Consider the following 15,383-nt stretch of genomic DNA (forward strand, 5'->3'; position numbering starts at 1 on the left):
CTTGGTATTTACTACTTATACATAGTATATACTATTTTATATTTTTTTATTTATTATTGAAAAAAATTAAAAGAAGATGAAATTTAATTCATCTTCTTTTAATTTTAAAACTTTAAATATTGTTTAAATACTATTTATCTTCAGCAAGTTTTTTGTAACCAGCTAATCTATTCATAGCATCTTTTTCTGTTTTAACGAATAATTCTTCAGCTGTTTCTGGATACATTTTAGCTAATGAAGAATATCTTACTTCGCCCATTAAGTAATCTCTAAATGAAGTAGTTGGTTCTTTAGAGTCTAGTATAAATGGATTCTTTCCTGCTTCTTTTAATTCTGGATTAAATCTAAACATACCCCAATATCCTGATTCAACGGCTCTCTTAGTTTCTAATTGTGTACATCCCATTCCAACTCTTATACCATGATTGATACATGGTGCATAAGCAATTATAAGTGATGGTCCTTTATAAGCTTCTGCTTCTTTTATAGCTTTTAGTGTTTGATTTTTATCAGCACCCATTGCTATTTGAGCAACATAAACATAACCATAACTCATTGCCATCATACCTAAATCTTTTTTCTTAGTTTTCTTTCCTGTTGCAGCAAATTTAGCTATAGCTGCAGTTGGAGTAGATTTTGAAGATTGACCACCAGTATTAGAATATACTTCCGTATCCATTACGAAAATATTTACATCTTCGCCAGATGCAAGTACATGGTCAACTCCACCAAATCCTATATCATAAGCCCAACCGTCTCCACCAAATATCCATTGAGACTTTTTAACTAATTGATCTTTTTTACTAAATATATCTTTTAATGCTTTATTATTATCTTTTTCAGCTGTTAATAATGGTAATATCTTAGCTGTTGCAGCTTTTGAACCCTCTGCATCTTGCTTATTTTCAATCCATTCACTAAGAGCTGCTTTTAATGCATCGCTTGTGTTTAAAGTTAAGGCCTCAGTAGCTGATAATTCTACCCTATCTCTTAATTGGCTAGTTCCAAGGAACATTCCAAGTCCAAATTCAGCATTATCTTCAAATAATGAGTTAGCCCAAGCTGGACCATGACCACATTCATTAACTGTATATGGTGATGCTGGTGAACTTCCTCCCCATATTGAAGAACATCCTGTAGCATTAGCTATTAACATTCTGTCTCCAAATAATTGAGTTATAAGTCTAGCATATGGTGTTTCTCCACATCCTGCGCAAGCTCCACTGAATTCCATTAATGGTTTTTCAAATTGGCTTCCTTTTACAGTTGCAGTTCCCATTGGATTTTCTTTTTTAGACAATGATTGTTCGAATTTCCAATTCTTTATTTTTGATTCTTGTGTTGCATATGGTTTCATAATTAGTGCTTTTTCTTTTGCTGGACATACTTCTGCACAGTTACCACAACCAGTACAATCCTCTAAACTTATACCAATAGTGAAATTAAGACCTTCAAAGTTCTTTCCACCAGCAGCTTTTTTACTTATATAACTTTCTGGAGCATTCTTAAGTTCTGCGTCTGTTGCTAAGAATGGTCTAATTACAGCATGTGGACAGACATATGCACATTGATTACATTGTATACATTTATCTACTTGCCATTCTGGTACATTAACAGCAATACCTCTTTTTTCGAAAGCAGCTGTTCCAGGTACTAGTGATCCATCTTCTATTCCAACAAATGCACTTACAGGTAAAGAGTCTCCCTCTTGTCTGTTCATTACATCAGCTATATTTTTAATGAAATCTGGTCTAGCTTCTTTTGAAGTTTCATTTTCATCTTTAGCTTGTTTCCAGCTTTCTGGTACATTAATATGAACAACTGATTCAATTCCTCTATCTATTGCAGCATTGTTCATGTTAATAACTTTTTCACCTTTTTTACCGTATGATGTAATAACTGCTTCTTTAAGGTACTTAACTGCATCTTCTACAGGGATAATGTCTGCAAGTTTAAAGAAAGCAGATTGCATTATCATGTTTGTTCTTCCGCCAAGACCTATTGATTGAGCTATTCCAACTGCATCGATAGTGTTGAAGTTGATATTGTGCTTAGCAATATATTGCTTCATTGATGCTGGTAAGTTTTTTTCTAAATCTTCCATACTCCATATGCAGTTTAATAGGAATGTTCCATTGTCCTTAATTCCTTTTAAAACATCATATTTATATACATAAGATTGATTACCACAAGCAACATAGTTTGCTGCATTAATTAAATAAGGTGATTTTATAGCTTTCTTACCAAATCTTAAGTGAGAAACTGTTATTCCACCTGATTTTTTAGAATCATATGCAAAGTAAGCTTGAGCATACATATTTGTATGGTTTCCTATGATTTTTATTGCACTCTTGTTAGCTCCAACAGTACCATCTGATCCTAGTCCCCAGAATTTACATTCTTTAGTTCCTTCAGGAGTTGTTGTTATTTCAGGTCCAGTCACAAGTGATTTATTAGTAACATCATCAACTATTCCTAAAGTAAATCCTTTTTTAGGAGAAGCTGCTTTTAAGTTTTCAAATACAGAAACAATTTGAGCTGGAGTAGTATCTTTTGATCCTAGTCCATATCTTCCACCAATTATAACTGGTCTGTTTTCTTTTTCAAAATAAGCATTTCTAACATCTTGGAATAATGGTTCTCCAATTGATCCTGGTTCTTTAGTTCTATCGAGTACTGATATTTTTTTAACTGTAGAAGGTATAAATTTGAAGAAATGGTCTAGTGAGAAAGGTCTGTAAAGATGAACTTTAAGTACTCCAACCTTTTCTCCTTTTCCATTTAAATAATCTATAGTTTCTTCAATAGTGTCACAAACTGATCCCATTGCTATTATTATTCTATCAGCATCTGGTGCACCATAATAATTAAATAAATGGTAGTCAGTACCGATTAATGAATTAATTTTTCCCATATATGTTTCAACTTTAGCTGGAAGAGCATCATAGTATGAGTTTGAAGCTTCTCTTCCTTGGAAATATATATCTGGATTTTGAGCTGTTCCACGAGTTACAGGATGCTCTGGGTTCATTGCATGGCTTCTAAATGATTCTAGTGCTTCCTGATTTACAAGACTTCCTAGAGTATCATAATCCCAAGTTTCAATTTTTTGTATTTCATGAGAAGTTCTAAATCCATCAAAGAAGTTTACAAAAGGAATTTTTCCTTCAATAGCTGTTAAATGCGCAACTGGTGAAAGATCCATTACTTCTTGAACACTGCCTGATGCAAGTAATGCAAATCCTGTTGCTCTAGTTGCCATTACATCTTGATGATCTCCAAAAATATTAAGTGCATGAGTAGCAAGTGATCTAGCTGCTACATGAATTACTCCTGGTAAAAGTTCTCCAGCAATTTTATACATATTTGGAATCATTAATAACAAACCTTGAGAAGATGTAAATGTTGTAGTTAATGCTCCTGTTTGAAGTGAACCATGAACTGCTCCTGCAGCTCCTGCTTCTGATTGCATTTCAGTAATTTTAACTTTTTGACCAAATACATTTTTTGTTCCTTTTGCTGCTAGTTCATCACAATATTCTGGCATTGTTGAAGATGGTGTTATTGGATAAATTGCTGCCACGTCTGTAAAAGCATACGCAACGTGTGCTGCTGCTGTATTACCATCCATTGTTTTCATTTTCCTCATTAATAAACCTTCTTTCATAAATATTATAAAAAGCATTTAAAAGCTTCATAAAGCATTTTTTCTTAAGTTTCTCTGTTTAGTTTGACTATAAAAACTGCTTATATTCAAAAATATGCTATGTAATTTGTAAACTATTTTTTACTACTTAGCATTACAGATTATTATAATTAAATGTTATTTGACTAAATTTTTTCCCATTTGTTCTGCTTGAGCTAATTGCTCATTAGTTGGCGCTTCATTAACGGTTAATTTTTGTATAACATTAAACTCATAATCCTTCATTTGAATTTCCCATTTATTCATAAATGCTCCATCATCCCAACCATAAGATCCAAATAAAGCGGTAACTTTATTATTAAGTGGAATTAGTTTGAACTTATCAATAAAAGGTTGCATTTCTTTTTGTTCTATTCTGTTGTTGTCCATTGATGGACTTCCGAAAGCAACTGCATCTGCTCCTGTTACATCTTCTACGGAAGCTTCACTAACTAGTTTAACTAGTACTTCTGCTCCTGCGTCTTTTGCACCTTTAGCTATGTGACTCGCTAGAACTTCAACATTTCCATTATTGCTCCAATAAATTATTGTTAATTTTTTCATTACTATCACCCCATACTTTCATATTAATAGATAGTTATTCTTACCCTTTAAGTATACATCAAAATGAAAAATATTCAAGTTCTTTGTTATGAATAATGCATAAATATTGCATTATACTTTAATAACTCCTTAAAAAAGTATAATATAACTAAGTTTCGCTAATTTTCTCTTATTTTAAACATTTCTCCACTTTTTACTATCACGGATGTGTACTCTTTTGAATCTAATAATTCCTTAAAACTCTTTTGAGCATCCATATCCCCATGTACAAGAAAAATCTCTTTAGGTTTCGTTTTCATATGGTCTATCCAATTAATTAATCCCTGTCTATCTGCATGGCCAGAAAGACCTTGCAAATTATATATTGATGCGCTAACCGCAATATCTTCTCCAAAAATTTTAACCATCTTATTTCCATCTAATATCTGTCTACCTAAGGTCCCCTCAGCTTGATATCCTACAAATACTACAGAATTTTCCTTTTTCCATAAACCATGCTTTAAGTGATGTTTTATTCTACCAGCATCACACATTCCAGACGTTGATATTATTATCATCCCCTTATTAATATCATTTAATTTCATAGAATCCTCTGCTGAATGGGTAAACACAAGTCCCTCAAAACCCAATATATTATTATCATGTTTCTCCATCTCTTTTGCTTCATCATCAAAAAATTCTCTGTTATTTTCAAAAATCCTTGTTGCTTTCTCTGCAAGAGGGCTATCCACATATACTGTAAGGTTTTTAAGCATATCCTTTTCAAAGTAATTATTCAGTGCATATATAACCTCTTGGGTTCTACCTACGGCAAATGATGGAATGAGTACATTACCTCCTCTCTCAAAAGTTTCACGTACTATATTGGCAAGTTCCTTTAATACATCTCTAAAATTGCTATGTACTTTATCCCCATAGGTTGTTTCTATAATTACATAGTCTGCACTATTTATAAATGTAGGATTATTTATAAGTGGAATCTCCACATTGCCTAGGTCTCCACTATAAACAAGTTTTACCGTTGAACCTCCTTCTTCCACTGTAAGTTCTGTAATAGCTGACCCAAGCAAATGACCTGCATCCTTAAAAACAATTGATAAACCATCAAAGGGTTTTATTTCTTCATTATAGGAATAACTTTTAAAAAGTTTTAAACATTCCGCTGCAATTTCCGAAGAATATAAGGGCTCTATTGGCGATAGGCCTTTTCTTTTAAGCTTTTTGTTTTTCCACTGCACTTCCATCTCTTGAATATGGCCACTATCTGGAAGCATCACCTGGCATAGCTCTTTTGTAGCTTTTGTGCATAAAATATCGCCTTTAAATCCACTCTTATATAAGAGTGGAAGTCTGCCACTATGATCTATGTGAGCATGTGATAGTATTACTAAATCTAAATCTTTTGGATTAAATTCAAATCTTTCGTTTTTACCTCCATCTCCATCACTACCTTGGTATAATCCACAATCCAATAAAATAGTCTTGCCACCTATCTTTAACAAATGACATGACCCAGTAACACACTGCGTCGCCCCTAAAAATTGAAGTTCCATTTTTCTCACTCCTTCAATGTATATTATTCATCTTTTTTCATAATTCATTCTTTTCACATAATTAATTTCTATTATAATGTGCAAATATATTTTCTTATTATTACAGTTTACACCGTTTTGGGCTTTTTTATCTAAAATATATTATTAGAAAGAAAAAAAGATGAAGAAATTTTACTTTCTTCATCTTTTCCTATATTTTTCTATTAAATCTACTATTAAATCAATACTATTTTCAGTGCTATTGCTTTTCATTTTCTTAACATATTGGGATGAATCCCTATACAACTCGTTAATTTTCATCTCTAAGTATTCAGGTGATAATTCCTCATCTTGTATAACCATACTATATCCACTTTTTTCAAAAGATCTAGCATTAAGAATTTGATCACCTCTGCTAACACTGGCTGATAGTGGAATTAACAAATTCGGCTTTCTTAGTGCCAAAAGTTCAAATATTACATTCGCTCCGGCCCTTGATACAACAAGATCTGCACAAGCCAGTAAGTGAGGTAATTCATCCTTTACATACTCAAACTGTGCATAACCATTTTTCTTTTGGAGTAATTTATCTAAGTTATCTTTGCCACAAATATGAATGATATTATATTGAAGTAGCAGTTTTTCAAGTTTCGTTCTTATGGCTTCATTTATAACTTTAGAGCCTAAGCTACCACCAATAACCAATAGTATTGGTTTTTCATTTTTAAAACCACATATTTCCTTGCCTTTTAATTTACTTCCCTTAAATAATTCCTTACGTATAGGATTACCAGTTACTACACCTTTTCCATTTTTTATTTCATTTAAGGCCTCTGGGAAAGTTACACATACTTTTGTACAATAAGGAGCTGCAAGTTTATTAGCAAGTCCCGGAGTAATGTCACACTCATGTGCTATTACTGGAATCTTACTAAAGTAAGCCGCCAGTACTACAGGCACAGAAACAAATCCACCCTTTGAAAAAACTATATCAGGTTTTACAATTTTCATTATTTTTTTTGCCTGAAAAATTCCTTTTATTACTTTCAGTGGGTCAGTAAAATTTTTCATATCGAAATATCTTCTAAGTTTACCACTTGAAATAGGATAATATTTTATATTTTCGCCCTCTATTATTTTTCTTTCAATACCTGCTTCCGTTCCAATATATTGTATTTCATATCCTAAGGTTTTAAGTTTAGGTACAAGTGCAAGATTTGGTGTTACGTGTCCTGCTGAACCGCCACCAGTCATTATTATTTTGTGCTTTTCCACTTTAACACTCCTTTTAAAAAACATGATTTACTAATCATAAAACCCATGCTTTACTCAGTTTATTCTACATTATTATATACCAATTTTAATAAAAAGTTCTACTATTTATTAAAAATTGTAATGTCCATAATTTACTAAACAGTATATAATTTTCAAAACTATCCTTCAACTCACTAATATAAAAACGTAATTTGGGGATAAACTACTATTATAAAATAATCACAAATTTAAAAGGAGGTTTTTAATTATGGCAAACAGAACATTGGTACCACAAGCTAGAGAGGGACTTAATAAATTTAAAATGGAAGCTGCTCAAGAAGTTGGAGTTAGTTTAAAGAATGGTTACAATGGAGATCTTACTTCTAGACAAAACGGTTCTGTAGGCGGACAGATGGTTAAAAAAATGGTTGAACAATACGAAAAAAACCTATAATTTAAAATTTAAGATTTAAGATTTAGGTTTTAAGATTTAAGATTAGTTAAGAGGTATATGCTAGCCATATACCTCTTAACTTTTTATATGATAGGACATTGTATACATTTAGTCTAAATTTATCTCTTTGTTCCTATTATTATATTGAAATGTTCTACTTGACTTATTTTCCACTAAGATTCTATTATATATTTAATATTTCTGCACAAGATACTATCATAACAAAAATAAAACACAAAAGGAGTGATTAACAAATGTCAAACAGAAAATTAGTACCTCAAGCTAAGGCTGGTTTAAACTCATTTAAGATGGAAACTGCAAAAGAACTAGGTGTTAACTTTACAGATTATAACGGTAATCTTACTTCAAGAGAGTGTGGATCTGTTGGTGGGGAAATGGTTAAAAAAATGGTACAACAATACGAACAGAATTTATAATATTAATTAAAATATAATGAGGGTACATAGAGATCAAATCTATGTACCCTTACTGATTTAATAAAGTTTAAGATATATATTTTTATTATGTAGAAAACAGATTGCGGAAAACAATGTGGATAAGTTTTCTATAGATGAGAATTAAAATAACACTTAGAAATTTTCATTTTTCTAACGAATGTTTTTATACGCAAAAAAAAGTATATATTACGTATAATGCATTGTAGCGAGCTTTAGAACTTCTTATTTTATTTTTGATTGATATGCATCAAGAAAAATATATGTTTGAGCGAAAGCGAGTTTATATTTTTTAGCAGATTAATTAAAAATAAAATTAGTAGTTCTTAGCGAAGTGAATGCATTAATCGTATTGCAATACGCGTAATATATACTTTTTTATTTACAGAGTTTAAATTCTATAATTTTTAATTGAATAGATTGCCTCCCATTGTACTCATTAATTTGAGGAGAAAAAATTAAGTCTAGTTTCATTCCTCTTGGGCTTTGAAGGTAGCTCATATAGTTTTCGCCGTAAGCATCCTTTAACATTTCCATGAATTCATCTACTCTATTAAAAAATATTCCATCTATTGTTTTATTTGAGCCTGGCATCAAAAATCTTATTTTTATTGTATTAGCTTTTTTTCCTAATACATCTATTTTTAGAACAGAAATATTTTTTTCAGCCAATAATGGCGATGAATTACCTTTACCAAAGGGCTCCAACATCTCTAATTCATTGATTAGTTCATAATTCAATTTATTAAGTGGCATTCTCTGGTCTATTCTTACTTTAGGAATAATATCTTCATCCGTTAACTTACAAAGTTTATTTAATTTCAGTCTTAATTTCTCTATATTTTCTTCTTTTATAGAAAGACCTGCAGCCATTGGATGTCCTCCAAATTTTAAAAGTAACTCTTCACATTTTATTAATTCCTCAAACAAATTGTATTCCTCAATAGATCTTGCCGAGCCTTTGGGGTTTTCTTTACCTTTAGTTAATATTATTGTTGGCACATTAAAAGTTTCTCTAACACGGCCTGCTACAATCCCCGCTATACTTTCATGAATAGTATCTTTATAAATTACTAATACTTTATCATTCAAATAAGTAGAATGCTGAATAAGCTCTATTACCTCTTCCACATTTTCCGTTGTCATGTCTTGTCTTTTCTTATTAAGATCAAATAATATTTTAGCTAGCTGGGCTGCACGAGTTTCATCTTCACATATAAGTAATTCCACTGAAATAGCTGCGGACTCTAGTCTTCCAGTAGCATTTATGCAAGGTCCTATTTGGAATCCCACATGATAGGATTTTATCTCTTTATCATTAATAGCTAAAATTTCCTTTAGTGCTTTTAGTCCAAGATTTTTTGTATTTGTCAACATCCCCAAGGCATTTTTAGCAATTATTCTATTCTCATCTACCAAATCTACCACATCACAAATTGTTCCTATGCCTGCTATTTCTATAAATTCCTTTAAAGCCTCCACATTAATTCCAAGTTTTATATAGAGTGCATGTACAAATTTAAGTGCAATGCCTGCACCACACAATTGTTTAAAAGGATAATTACATTCTACTTGTTTTGGGTTAATAACTGCATCCGCCGGTGGAATCTTGAAAGTTCGAAGGCCACTACTATCCTCATCAAAGGGTAGTTCATGGTGGTCTGTTACTATAACAGTCATTCCTAATTCTTTTGCCAATTTAACCTGCTGCGTTGCTGCTATTCCATTATCACAAGTTAAAACCACTTGAAAGCCTTGCTCATTCAGTTTTCTTATCCTATCACTATTTATGCCATAGCCTTCATGTTCCCTGTCTGGCACATAATATTCTACCTCTGAACCACACTGTTTTAATGCTTTATACATTATAACAGTACTAGTAACACCATCTGCATCATAGAATAGTTACTTGCATTATTGTACAGGATAGTAAACCAGTTGATTTTACAAGCTTTTCCCCTGTTATAATGATAATATTAAATTTAGACAATAAAAATTTAGTATTTAGCTATTAAGTTATTTTTGATTTATTAATAATTGTGTTCTAAATGTTATTTTCATAAATAAAATTAGACAATTTATCATTGATAATAAGTTCTTATTTTAAAATATTATTATGAAATATTCACATTTCGTTATTAAGGTATTACTCAATATGGTATAACTTAAATTAATCAACCTCCATCAAAAATAGCTTTTTAAGTTCGTCTATTTCATCTAAGGTATTTATTCCCTTCAATTCTTTAATTAAAATTTTAGTATTCATAATACATTCTACTAATTTGAATCTTACTGTCTCAATATCATCTGTACTATAGTTTTTCATATTACATAATAAAAACTCATTCTTCAAGCTTATAAGTCTAATAAAGTTAGTACATAGAACTTGTAAATCATATTCTTCTAATAATGTTTGTTTCAAATTAGACCTCACTATTTCATCTGATAAATTTTCAATTTCATTTAATCTCAATTTTTCGCCTCCATAATTTATTCCTATATTAATTATATTAAGTTCAAACAACTTTAATAAAAATATTGGTTTTATGAAGTCGAAGCTTTCATTAAAATAAATTATGAGTAGTTATCCATTACATCTATATTTTTTTATAGCCCTTTATCCTATATATAATACTAAAACACCATAAAATTCGTTTATAAATTTTACAGTGTTTTAATTAACAAGTCTAACCTTTTTAGATAATTAGACAATATGTTGTTTAGTTAACTGTGGTCAAAACTAAGAATCTAATCATAAATTATATTTCTACTTGGATATGTCCTTAAATATGTTCTTATGCTTTATTTTTAAAATTTTAGTAATTGCTAATAATTCATAATCAGAAACTCTTCTCGTCTGACTTTCAATTTTTACTATCATAGTCCTATCTATATTTACACCTTCACTATTTAAACGTTCTGCAAGACACCCTTGCGAAATTCCTAATCTTTCTCTGTAAGATTTAATTGTGGGTCCTAATATATTACTAATGTCTTTTCCCATTTAATCACCCTCTAATATCAACGTGTTCGATAATCGCACACCTTATATTTTTTTTTAATGATTAAAAGGATTATAGCATTTCATATTTATGGCCTAATTAAATATTATTATTCTCCTCCTGTTTCTCACTCAAATAGGAGAACCACCCCCCCATATCAACTTTTAATTTCTCTTAAATTTATTATAACATATTGTCGTTAATATAATATATCACAGTTGTCTATATATGGATGTATATATTTCAACAAATAGCATACAATAAAAGTGCGATAATCGAACATTTATTATTTTTCTGAAAGGGAGGCTAAAATAATGATAGCAAATGAAGTTTTTGACATAATAATGAATAAAAACAGGATAAGCAATGTTTTACTCAGTAAAGTTACAAGTATTCATACTACTACAATAAGCAGATATAGAAATGACCAACGTAATTTCGGCAAACAAAATTTCAATAAGATTTATGACGCACTAATTGAATTAAAAGTGAGTAAAAAAACTATGAAGGAGCTGAGAATGGAATATGAAAATCCAAGGGTTAAAAAAGTATTGTGATAAAGAGGGTTATATAGTTGAAATTTTTAAAAATGATAAGGAGGTATTCAAGAAAATTATTGAGAGTAGTATTAATAACATTCATTCGGAAGTTAGACTTAATAAAAATAAGATTAGAGTTGATTTAATTGGTGAGGCAGGAAACGGGTCACTGGTACTTGTAGAAGTTTCCATCAGAGATAGTTGCGTAAAAGATTTTGTGACGCACAGAAATCAATTAATTGAAATTTTAGAATTTATCGGTAAGGATAAATTTGCACATATAGTATTAATGTCGCCAAATTTTTTGAATGAAGATATAAAGAATATAGAAGAATTAATAGCTTCTTATAATGTACAGATATATTTTGTATATATCCCAATGGAACTTATATGGGCATTGCAAAACCATATAAATATCGGATTTAGCAAAAAAAATAGATTTATATATAATAATCCCATTGTTAATAAATCTATTAAAATTACTTCAAGAGCAGTAAATTCACATAATATGTTTGCATTTACTCTTAATAATGAAAAATGTGGGAATACTATTTCTAAGGCTGTTCTGAAAGGGTTAAGAGAGGAACTATATTGGCACTTAGCAGTACATAGGTACAAGAATTTGGCAAAGAATATAATAAAAATAGGTACTGGAACATCAGATATTATGCTTAATATCTACTGTGAAATTGATAAAATAAGGGTTGAATTAGATTTTGCACAAAGACTTAATGTATTTAGTATATTTAAGGATTATATGGCAGATATGTCTGAGGAAATAGGGAACTCAATCAGTATAACCCCTAACAGTCCTAAGATATTCACTGAAATATCAATGTTGGAAAACAATGATATAACAATAGATACAGCTATAAATATAGCTAAAGGTTATATAGAATATGCTACAAAAATGTATAAAATAATTCACCTCTAAAATCTTTAAGTATGGCTATATTTATAATACCCTATTTTATTCAGAGATGACATCTTTGCCTCAATTATTGTATTTATTACACACTCATGTCCATTGTAACGTTGAAAACTGCTATGGTAATTTACCACAGCAGTTAAGATATAATTATTGATATTTTTTAAATCGGTAACTTATCAGTATCAATTATATAATTTTTACATAGAATACAATCCTCTGGTATTTCGTGGGTACACTCAGATTGACAACTACCACTATTAACCAAATGATTTCTCATATTACTAATTTGAATATCCTCCATATTATTTGATTTAAGTAATTTCTTGATGTCAATCATAAATTTAATATTGCTGTAGTTTTTATTATCATCCGTACCAAATAAATATTTGTTTAGCGGGTACATCTTATCAGTTTCATTTTTTTGTTTAGTTAATAGTTCAAAGGTTTCCCTACTTATATTAACTACAATATCTTTACTATTTGTTTTTAAACCATTCAATTTTAAGTCCTTACGGCTTTGATAGTATAAATAATAGGTTTCTTCACTATCTTTCATACAGCCCTTATCTAAAGATAATGCCTCATTAAGCCTTATATCACTATCTCTTAAAACTGACAGTATGGTAAGTATGTTATCTGGAATTGTTTTAGCAGTTTCTATTATCTTGGTAATATTCTCCTTATTGTATCTACTCACAATTTCATCTCCTTTTCTAAATTATGATTCTAATTTAATGAGCTTATCAATATCATAGTCATTTATATCTCAGCTTCTATTGTAAAAGAGACAATGCTTCGTTACATCTTAAACCACTTTCAAACATGACCTTAACTAATAACCCATAGGATTTGTCTTCACTTACTATTTTTTCAAAAATAGTTGAGATTTCAGCAGGTGCAATTTCAATGCCTTTTTTATTTTTCATTATAATCACTTCCTGTATATAAAATTATTATATCGCTATAATGATACCATATAAGCTCTAAAAATGTCAAATCATGTCATATTGTCAATGAAAAGTGTATTATGTATCGTATTTGTCAATAGATTTATTATGAATAATGAATATGTAGCTTATTACAATTAGAAATACATGATTTTTGCATGATAAGATGTTTGAATTAGGGAAAGGTTTATTGAGAGTTTTAAAATATGTAATAAATATATGATGATATAACGGAAAAAAATTAAAAATATATTTTTACCTGTGCCAAAAAAAACTGATTTTACGAGTTCAAAACTATATAAATATTGATTTAAAAAAAATAAAAGTATGAGGAATTTTCTTTTATCAAATTTCCCATACTTAATCTATTCTGTAATACCGCTTTATTTTATTTTATACATATAACAAATATTACATTCTTTTAAAAATATAATCCAAAAATAATTTTACTATGTACCTTAATCATTCTCTATTTTTAATTGGAGTTTATTTTCATTATTAATAATCCATTCTTGTCCATTTTCTGTTATTCTGAAATATGCCTCAGCATTACCATTAATATCTTGTTCTGAACCTATTTCAATATATTCTTTAGATTTAAGCTTTCTTATTGCAATACTTACTGCAAGTTCATTATATCCATTTTTACTCATATCCTGTTGTAACGTATTTCCCCATACACATTCATTATCAGAACGTTGATTTGACATTATGGAAACAAGGGCTGTAATTTCATGGTTTGACAAGCCTTCTGTTTCCTTAATTACAGATTGTGAGAATTGTTGTAAGGCATTTTGTTTTTTTATAATTGCTTTAATTCTATTTGTAATATTATTCTTTAACTGCTCATAATCTCTTGCTGAGCCTGTTTTATATTGGATGATGTTCCTATGAGTAACATCAAAAGGAAAGTTACTCTGGCGTTCATCAGAACAGACCATGACAACTTCTTTATTACAAGCTATAGCATATCCTAATTCATACCATACATTAGGGTTATCAGTAGTAATCTCTGCAAAGCAAATTGTTGAATTTTTAATATTCGCCTCTATATCTTCTATCAAAATATTAACACTTGGGTCTTTATCAATTCTATAAGCTTTTAATTTACATGCGTTTATTGCAGGTTCAAAAGTATCTTCATATCTACTATCAAATTTTCCCTTATCAAAAGGTTGTATTACAAAACAATTATTCAAATTACTTCATCCTTCCATAATTAAATTCTACTATTTAAACTATAATGTTATCACTATAATAGCTTGAAATATTTTTTATCTCAAACTTATAAATCCATCCTAACGCCATAATTTTTCAACCACTCTTTTCTTATCTCATAGTCAGGAAGTACAGAAGCTACAAGTTCCCAAAACTCCTTTGAATGATTTTTGTGGTACATGTGGCACATCTCATGCACTATTATGTAGTCCATTGCATTAGCCTTTGCCATAATACATCTCCAATTAAATAATAGTTGGTTTTTAGATGTACAGCTCCCCCATCTCTTCTTTTGCTCTTTAACCTTTACAACAGTAGGAACAATATTAAAGAACTTCTGATAATACTTAATCCTATCTGATATAACTTGCTTAGCCTTATTTCTGTACCACTGCTCCATGGCGTTCCTAATATCTTCTTCATCCTTATTAGGTGCTGTAACAATAAATTTACCCCGATAAAGTTTTACATCTGGATTCTTGATAGTTAAATTTAATTCTATTTGCAAAGAGTAGTTCCTTCCCAGATACATAAAGGATTCCCCATTAACAAACTCTCGATTAATAGGTTCATAGTGCATATGTTTATAAGAATAAATCTTCTGTATAATCCAATTTGCTTTACTTTTCACCTTTTTAACTATTTTCTCCTCTGATGTTCCCATTGGAGCAATAACTGTAATTATATTGGGTGCTTCAACTGCAATTTCCATTGTCTTTCTATTTTTATATTCTACATTAAATGCTATATTTGTTGTTCCATATTTAAAGGAAAGCTTCATACAATACCTCATTTATTAGCT

Annotated in this window: 14 protein-coding genes and 1 pseudogene; 4 read left to right on the forward strand and 11 right to left on the reverse strand. The window is 30.0% G+C overall.

Features of this window, described 5'->3' with window-relative positions:
- Positions 1 to 130 precede the first annotated feature (130 nt).
- The 4 genes from nifJ to murG all read right to left on the reverse strand — a co-directional run bounded on the left by nifJ (position 131) and on the right by murG (position 7,056).
- Complete coding sequence (nifJ, locus tag KPL51_RS14440; RefSeq protein ID WP_216162989.1) at positions 131 to 3,649, reverse strand: pyruvate:ferredoxin (flavodoxin) oxidoreductase; 3,519 nt, start codon at positions 3,647 to 3,649, stop codon at positions 131 to 133.
- Between the two features lie 174 nt (positions 3,650 to 3,823).
- On the reverse strand, positions 3,824 to 4,249 hold the full coding sequence (locus KPL51_RS14445; protein ID WP_216162991.1) for a flavodoxin: 426 nt from the start codon (positions 4,247 to 4,249) through the stop codon (positions 3,824 to 3,826).
- 158 nt (positions 4,250 to 4,407) lie between these two features.
- Positions 4,408 to 5,802 carry an MBL fold metallo-hydrolase RNA specificity domain-containing protein gene (locus KPL51_RS14450; RefSeq protein WP_216162994.1) on the reverse strand — a complete coding sequence of 465 codons (1,395 nt, stop codon included), beginning with the start codon at positions 5,800 to 5,802 and terminating at the stop codon, positions 4,408 to 4,410.
- A gap of 180 nt (positions 5,803 to 5,982) precedes the next feature.
- Positions 5,983 to 7,056 carry an undecaprenyldiphospho-muramoylpentapeptide beta-N-acetylglucosaminyltransferase gene (gene murG / locus KPL51_RS14455; RefSeq protein WP_512699087.1) on the reverse strand — a complete coding sequence of 358 codons (1,074 nt, stop codon included), beginning with the start codon at positions 7,054 to 7,056 and terminating at the stop codon, positions 5,983 to 5,985.
- 247 nt (positions 7,057 to 7,303) lie between these two features.
- Here murG and KPL51_RS14460 point away from each other — a divergent pair, with 247 nt between their 5' ends.
- Both KPL51_RS14460 and KPL51_RS14465 read left to right on the forward strand, forming a co-directional pair.
- Complete coding sequence (locus KPL51_RS14460; protein WP_216162996.1) at positions 7,304 to 7,489, forward strand: alpha/beta-type small acid-soluble spore protein; 186 nt, start codon at positions 7,304 to 7,306, stop codon at positions 7,487 to 7,489.
- Positions 7,490 to 7,743: 254 nt separating this feature from the next.
- Positions 7,744 to 7,926, forward strand: a complete 183-nt coding sequence (locus KPL51_RS14465; protein ID WP_216162997.1) for an alpha/beta-type small acid-soluble spore protein — start codon at positions 7,744 to 7,746, stop codon at positions 7,924 to 7,926.
- 396 nt (positions 7,927 to 8,322) lie between these two features.
- On the opposite strand, the pseudogene recJ reads toward KPL51_RS14465, so the two are convergent.
- The 3 genes and pseudogenes from recJ to KPL51_RS14480 all read right to left on the reverse strand — a co-directional run.
- Positions 8,323 to 9,831, reverse strand: a pseudogene (gene recJ / locus KPL51_RS14470) (single-stranded-DNA-specific exonuclease RecJ); the annotation flags it as partial.
- Positions 9,832 to 10,114: 283 nt separating this feature from the next.
- A complete protein-coding gene (locus tag KPL51_RS14475) occupies positions 10,115 to 10,417 on the reverse strand; it encodes a hypothetical protein (protein ID WP_216162998.1) in 303 nt (100 codons plus the stop codon).
- 294 nt (positions 10,418 to 10,711) lie between these two features.
- Positions 10,712 to 10,948: a helix-turn-helix domain-containing protein gene (locus tag KPL51_RS14480; protein WP_216162999.1), complete on the reverse strand. Its 237-nt coding sequence runs from the start codon at positions 10,946 to 10,948 to the stop codon at positions 10,712 to 10,714.
- Between the two features lie 312 nt (positions 10,949 to 11,260).
- On the opposite strand from KPL51_RS14480, the gene KPL51_RS14485 reads away from it, so the two are divergent.
- Positions 11,261 to 11,503 (forward strand): hypothetical protein, encoded by a 243-nt coding sequence (locus KPL51_RS14485; RefSeq protein ID WP_216163000.1) that lies wholly within the window; start codon positions 11,261 to 11,263, stop codon positions 11,501 to 11,503.
- The gene (locus KPL51_RS14490) at positions 11,472 to 12,419 is read left to right on the forward strand and encodes a hypothetical protein (RefSeq protein ID WP_216163001.1); all 948 of its coding nucleotides are present in this window, start codon (positions 11,472 to 11,474) and stop codon (positions 12,417 to 12,419) included. Before KPL51_RS14485 ends, KPL51_RS14490 begins: the two co-directional genes overlap by 32 nt.
- Before the next feature lie 157 nt (positions 12,420 to 12,576).
- Here KPL51_RS14490 and KPL51_RS14495 read toward each other — a convergent pair whose 3' ends face one another.
- From KPL51_RS14495 to KPL51_RS14510, 4 genes are all read right to left on the reverse strand, one after another.
- Positions 12,577 to 13,113 (reverse strand): tyrosine-type recombinase/integrase, encoded by a 537-nt coding sequence (locus KPL51_RS14495; RefSeq protein WP_216163002.1) that lies wholly within the window; start codon positions 13,111 to 13,113, stop codon positions 12,577 to 12,579.
- A 76-nt stretch (positions 13,114 to 13,189) separates the two neighbouring features.
- Positions 13,190 to 13,342: a site-specific integrase gene (locus tag KPL51_RS14500; protein WP_216163003.1), complete on the reverse strand. Its 153-nt coding sequence runs from the start codon at positions 13,340 to 13,342 to the stop codon at positions 13,190 to 13,192.
- A gap of 479 nt (positions 13,343 to 13,821) precedes the next feature.
- The gene (locus tag KPL51_RS14505) at positions 13,822 to 14,562 is read right to left on the reverse strand and encodes a hypothetical protein (protein ID WP_216163004.1); all 741 of its coding nucleotides are present in this window, start codon (positions 14,560 to 14,562) and stop codon (positions 13,822 to 13,824) included.
- An 86-nt stretch (positions 14,563 to 14,648) separates the two neighbouring features.
- Entirely contained in the window at positions 14,649 to 15,362 is a 714-nt protein-coding gene (locus KPL51_RS14510) for a M48 family metallopeptidase (protein WP_216163005.1), read from the reverse strand.
- Positions 15,363 to 15,383: the final 21 nt, after the last annotated feature.

This window comes from Clostridium bowmanii, assembly GCF_018861315.1.
Lineage (GTDB): Bacteria > Bacillota > Clostridia > Clostridiales > Clostridiaceae > Clostridium_AD > Clostridium_AD bowmanii.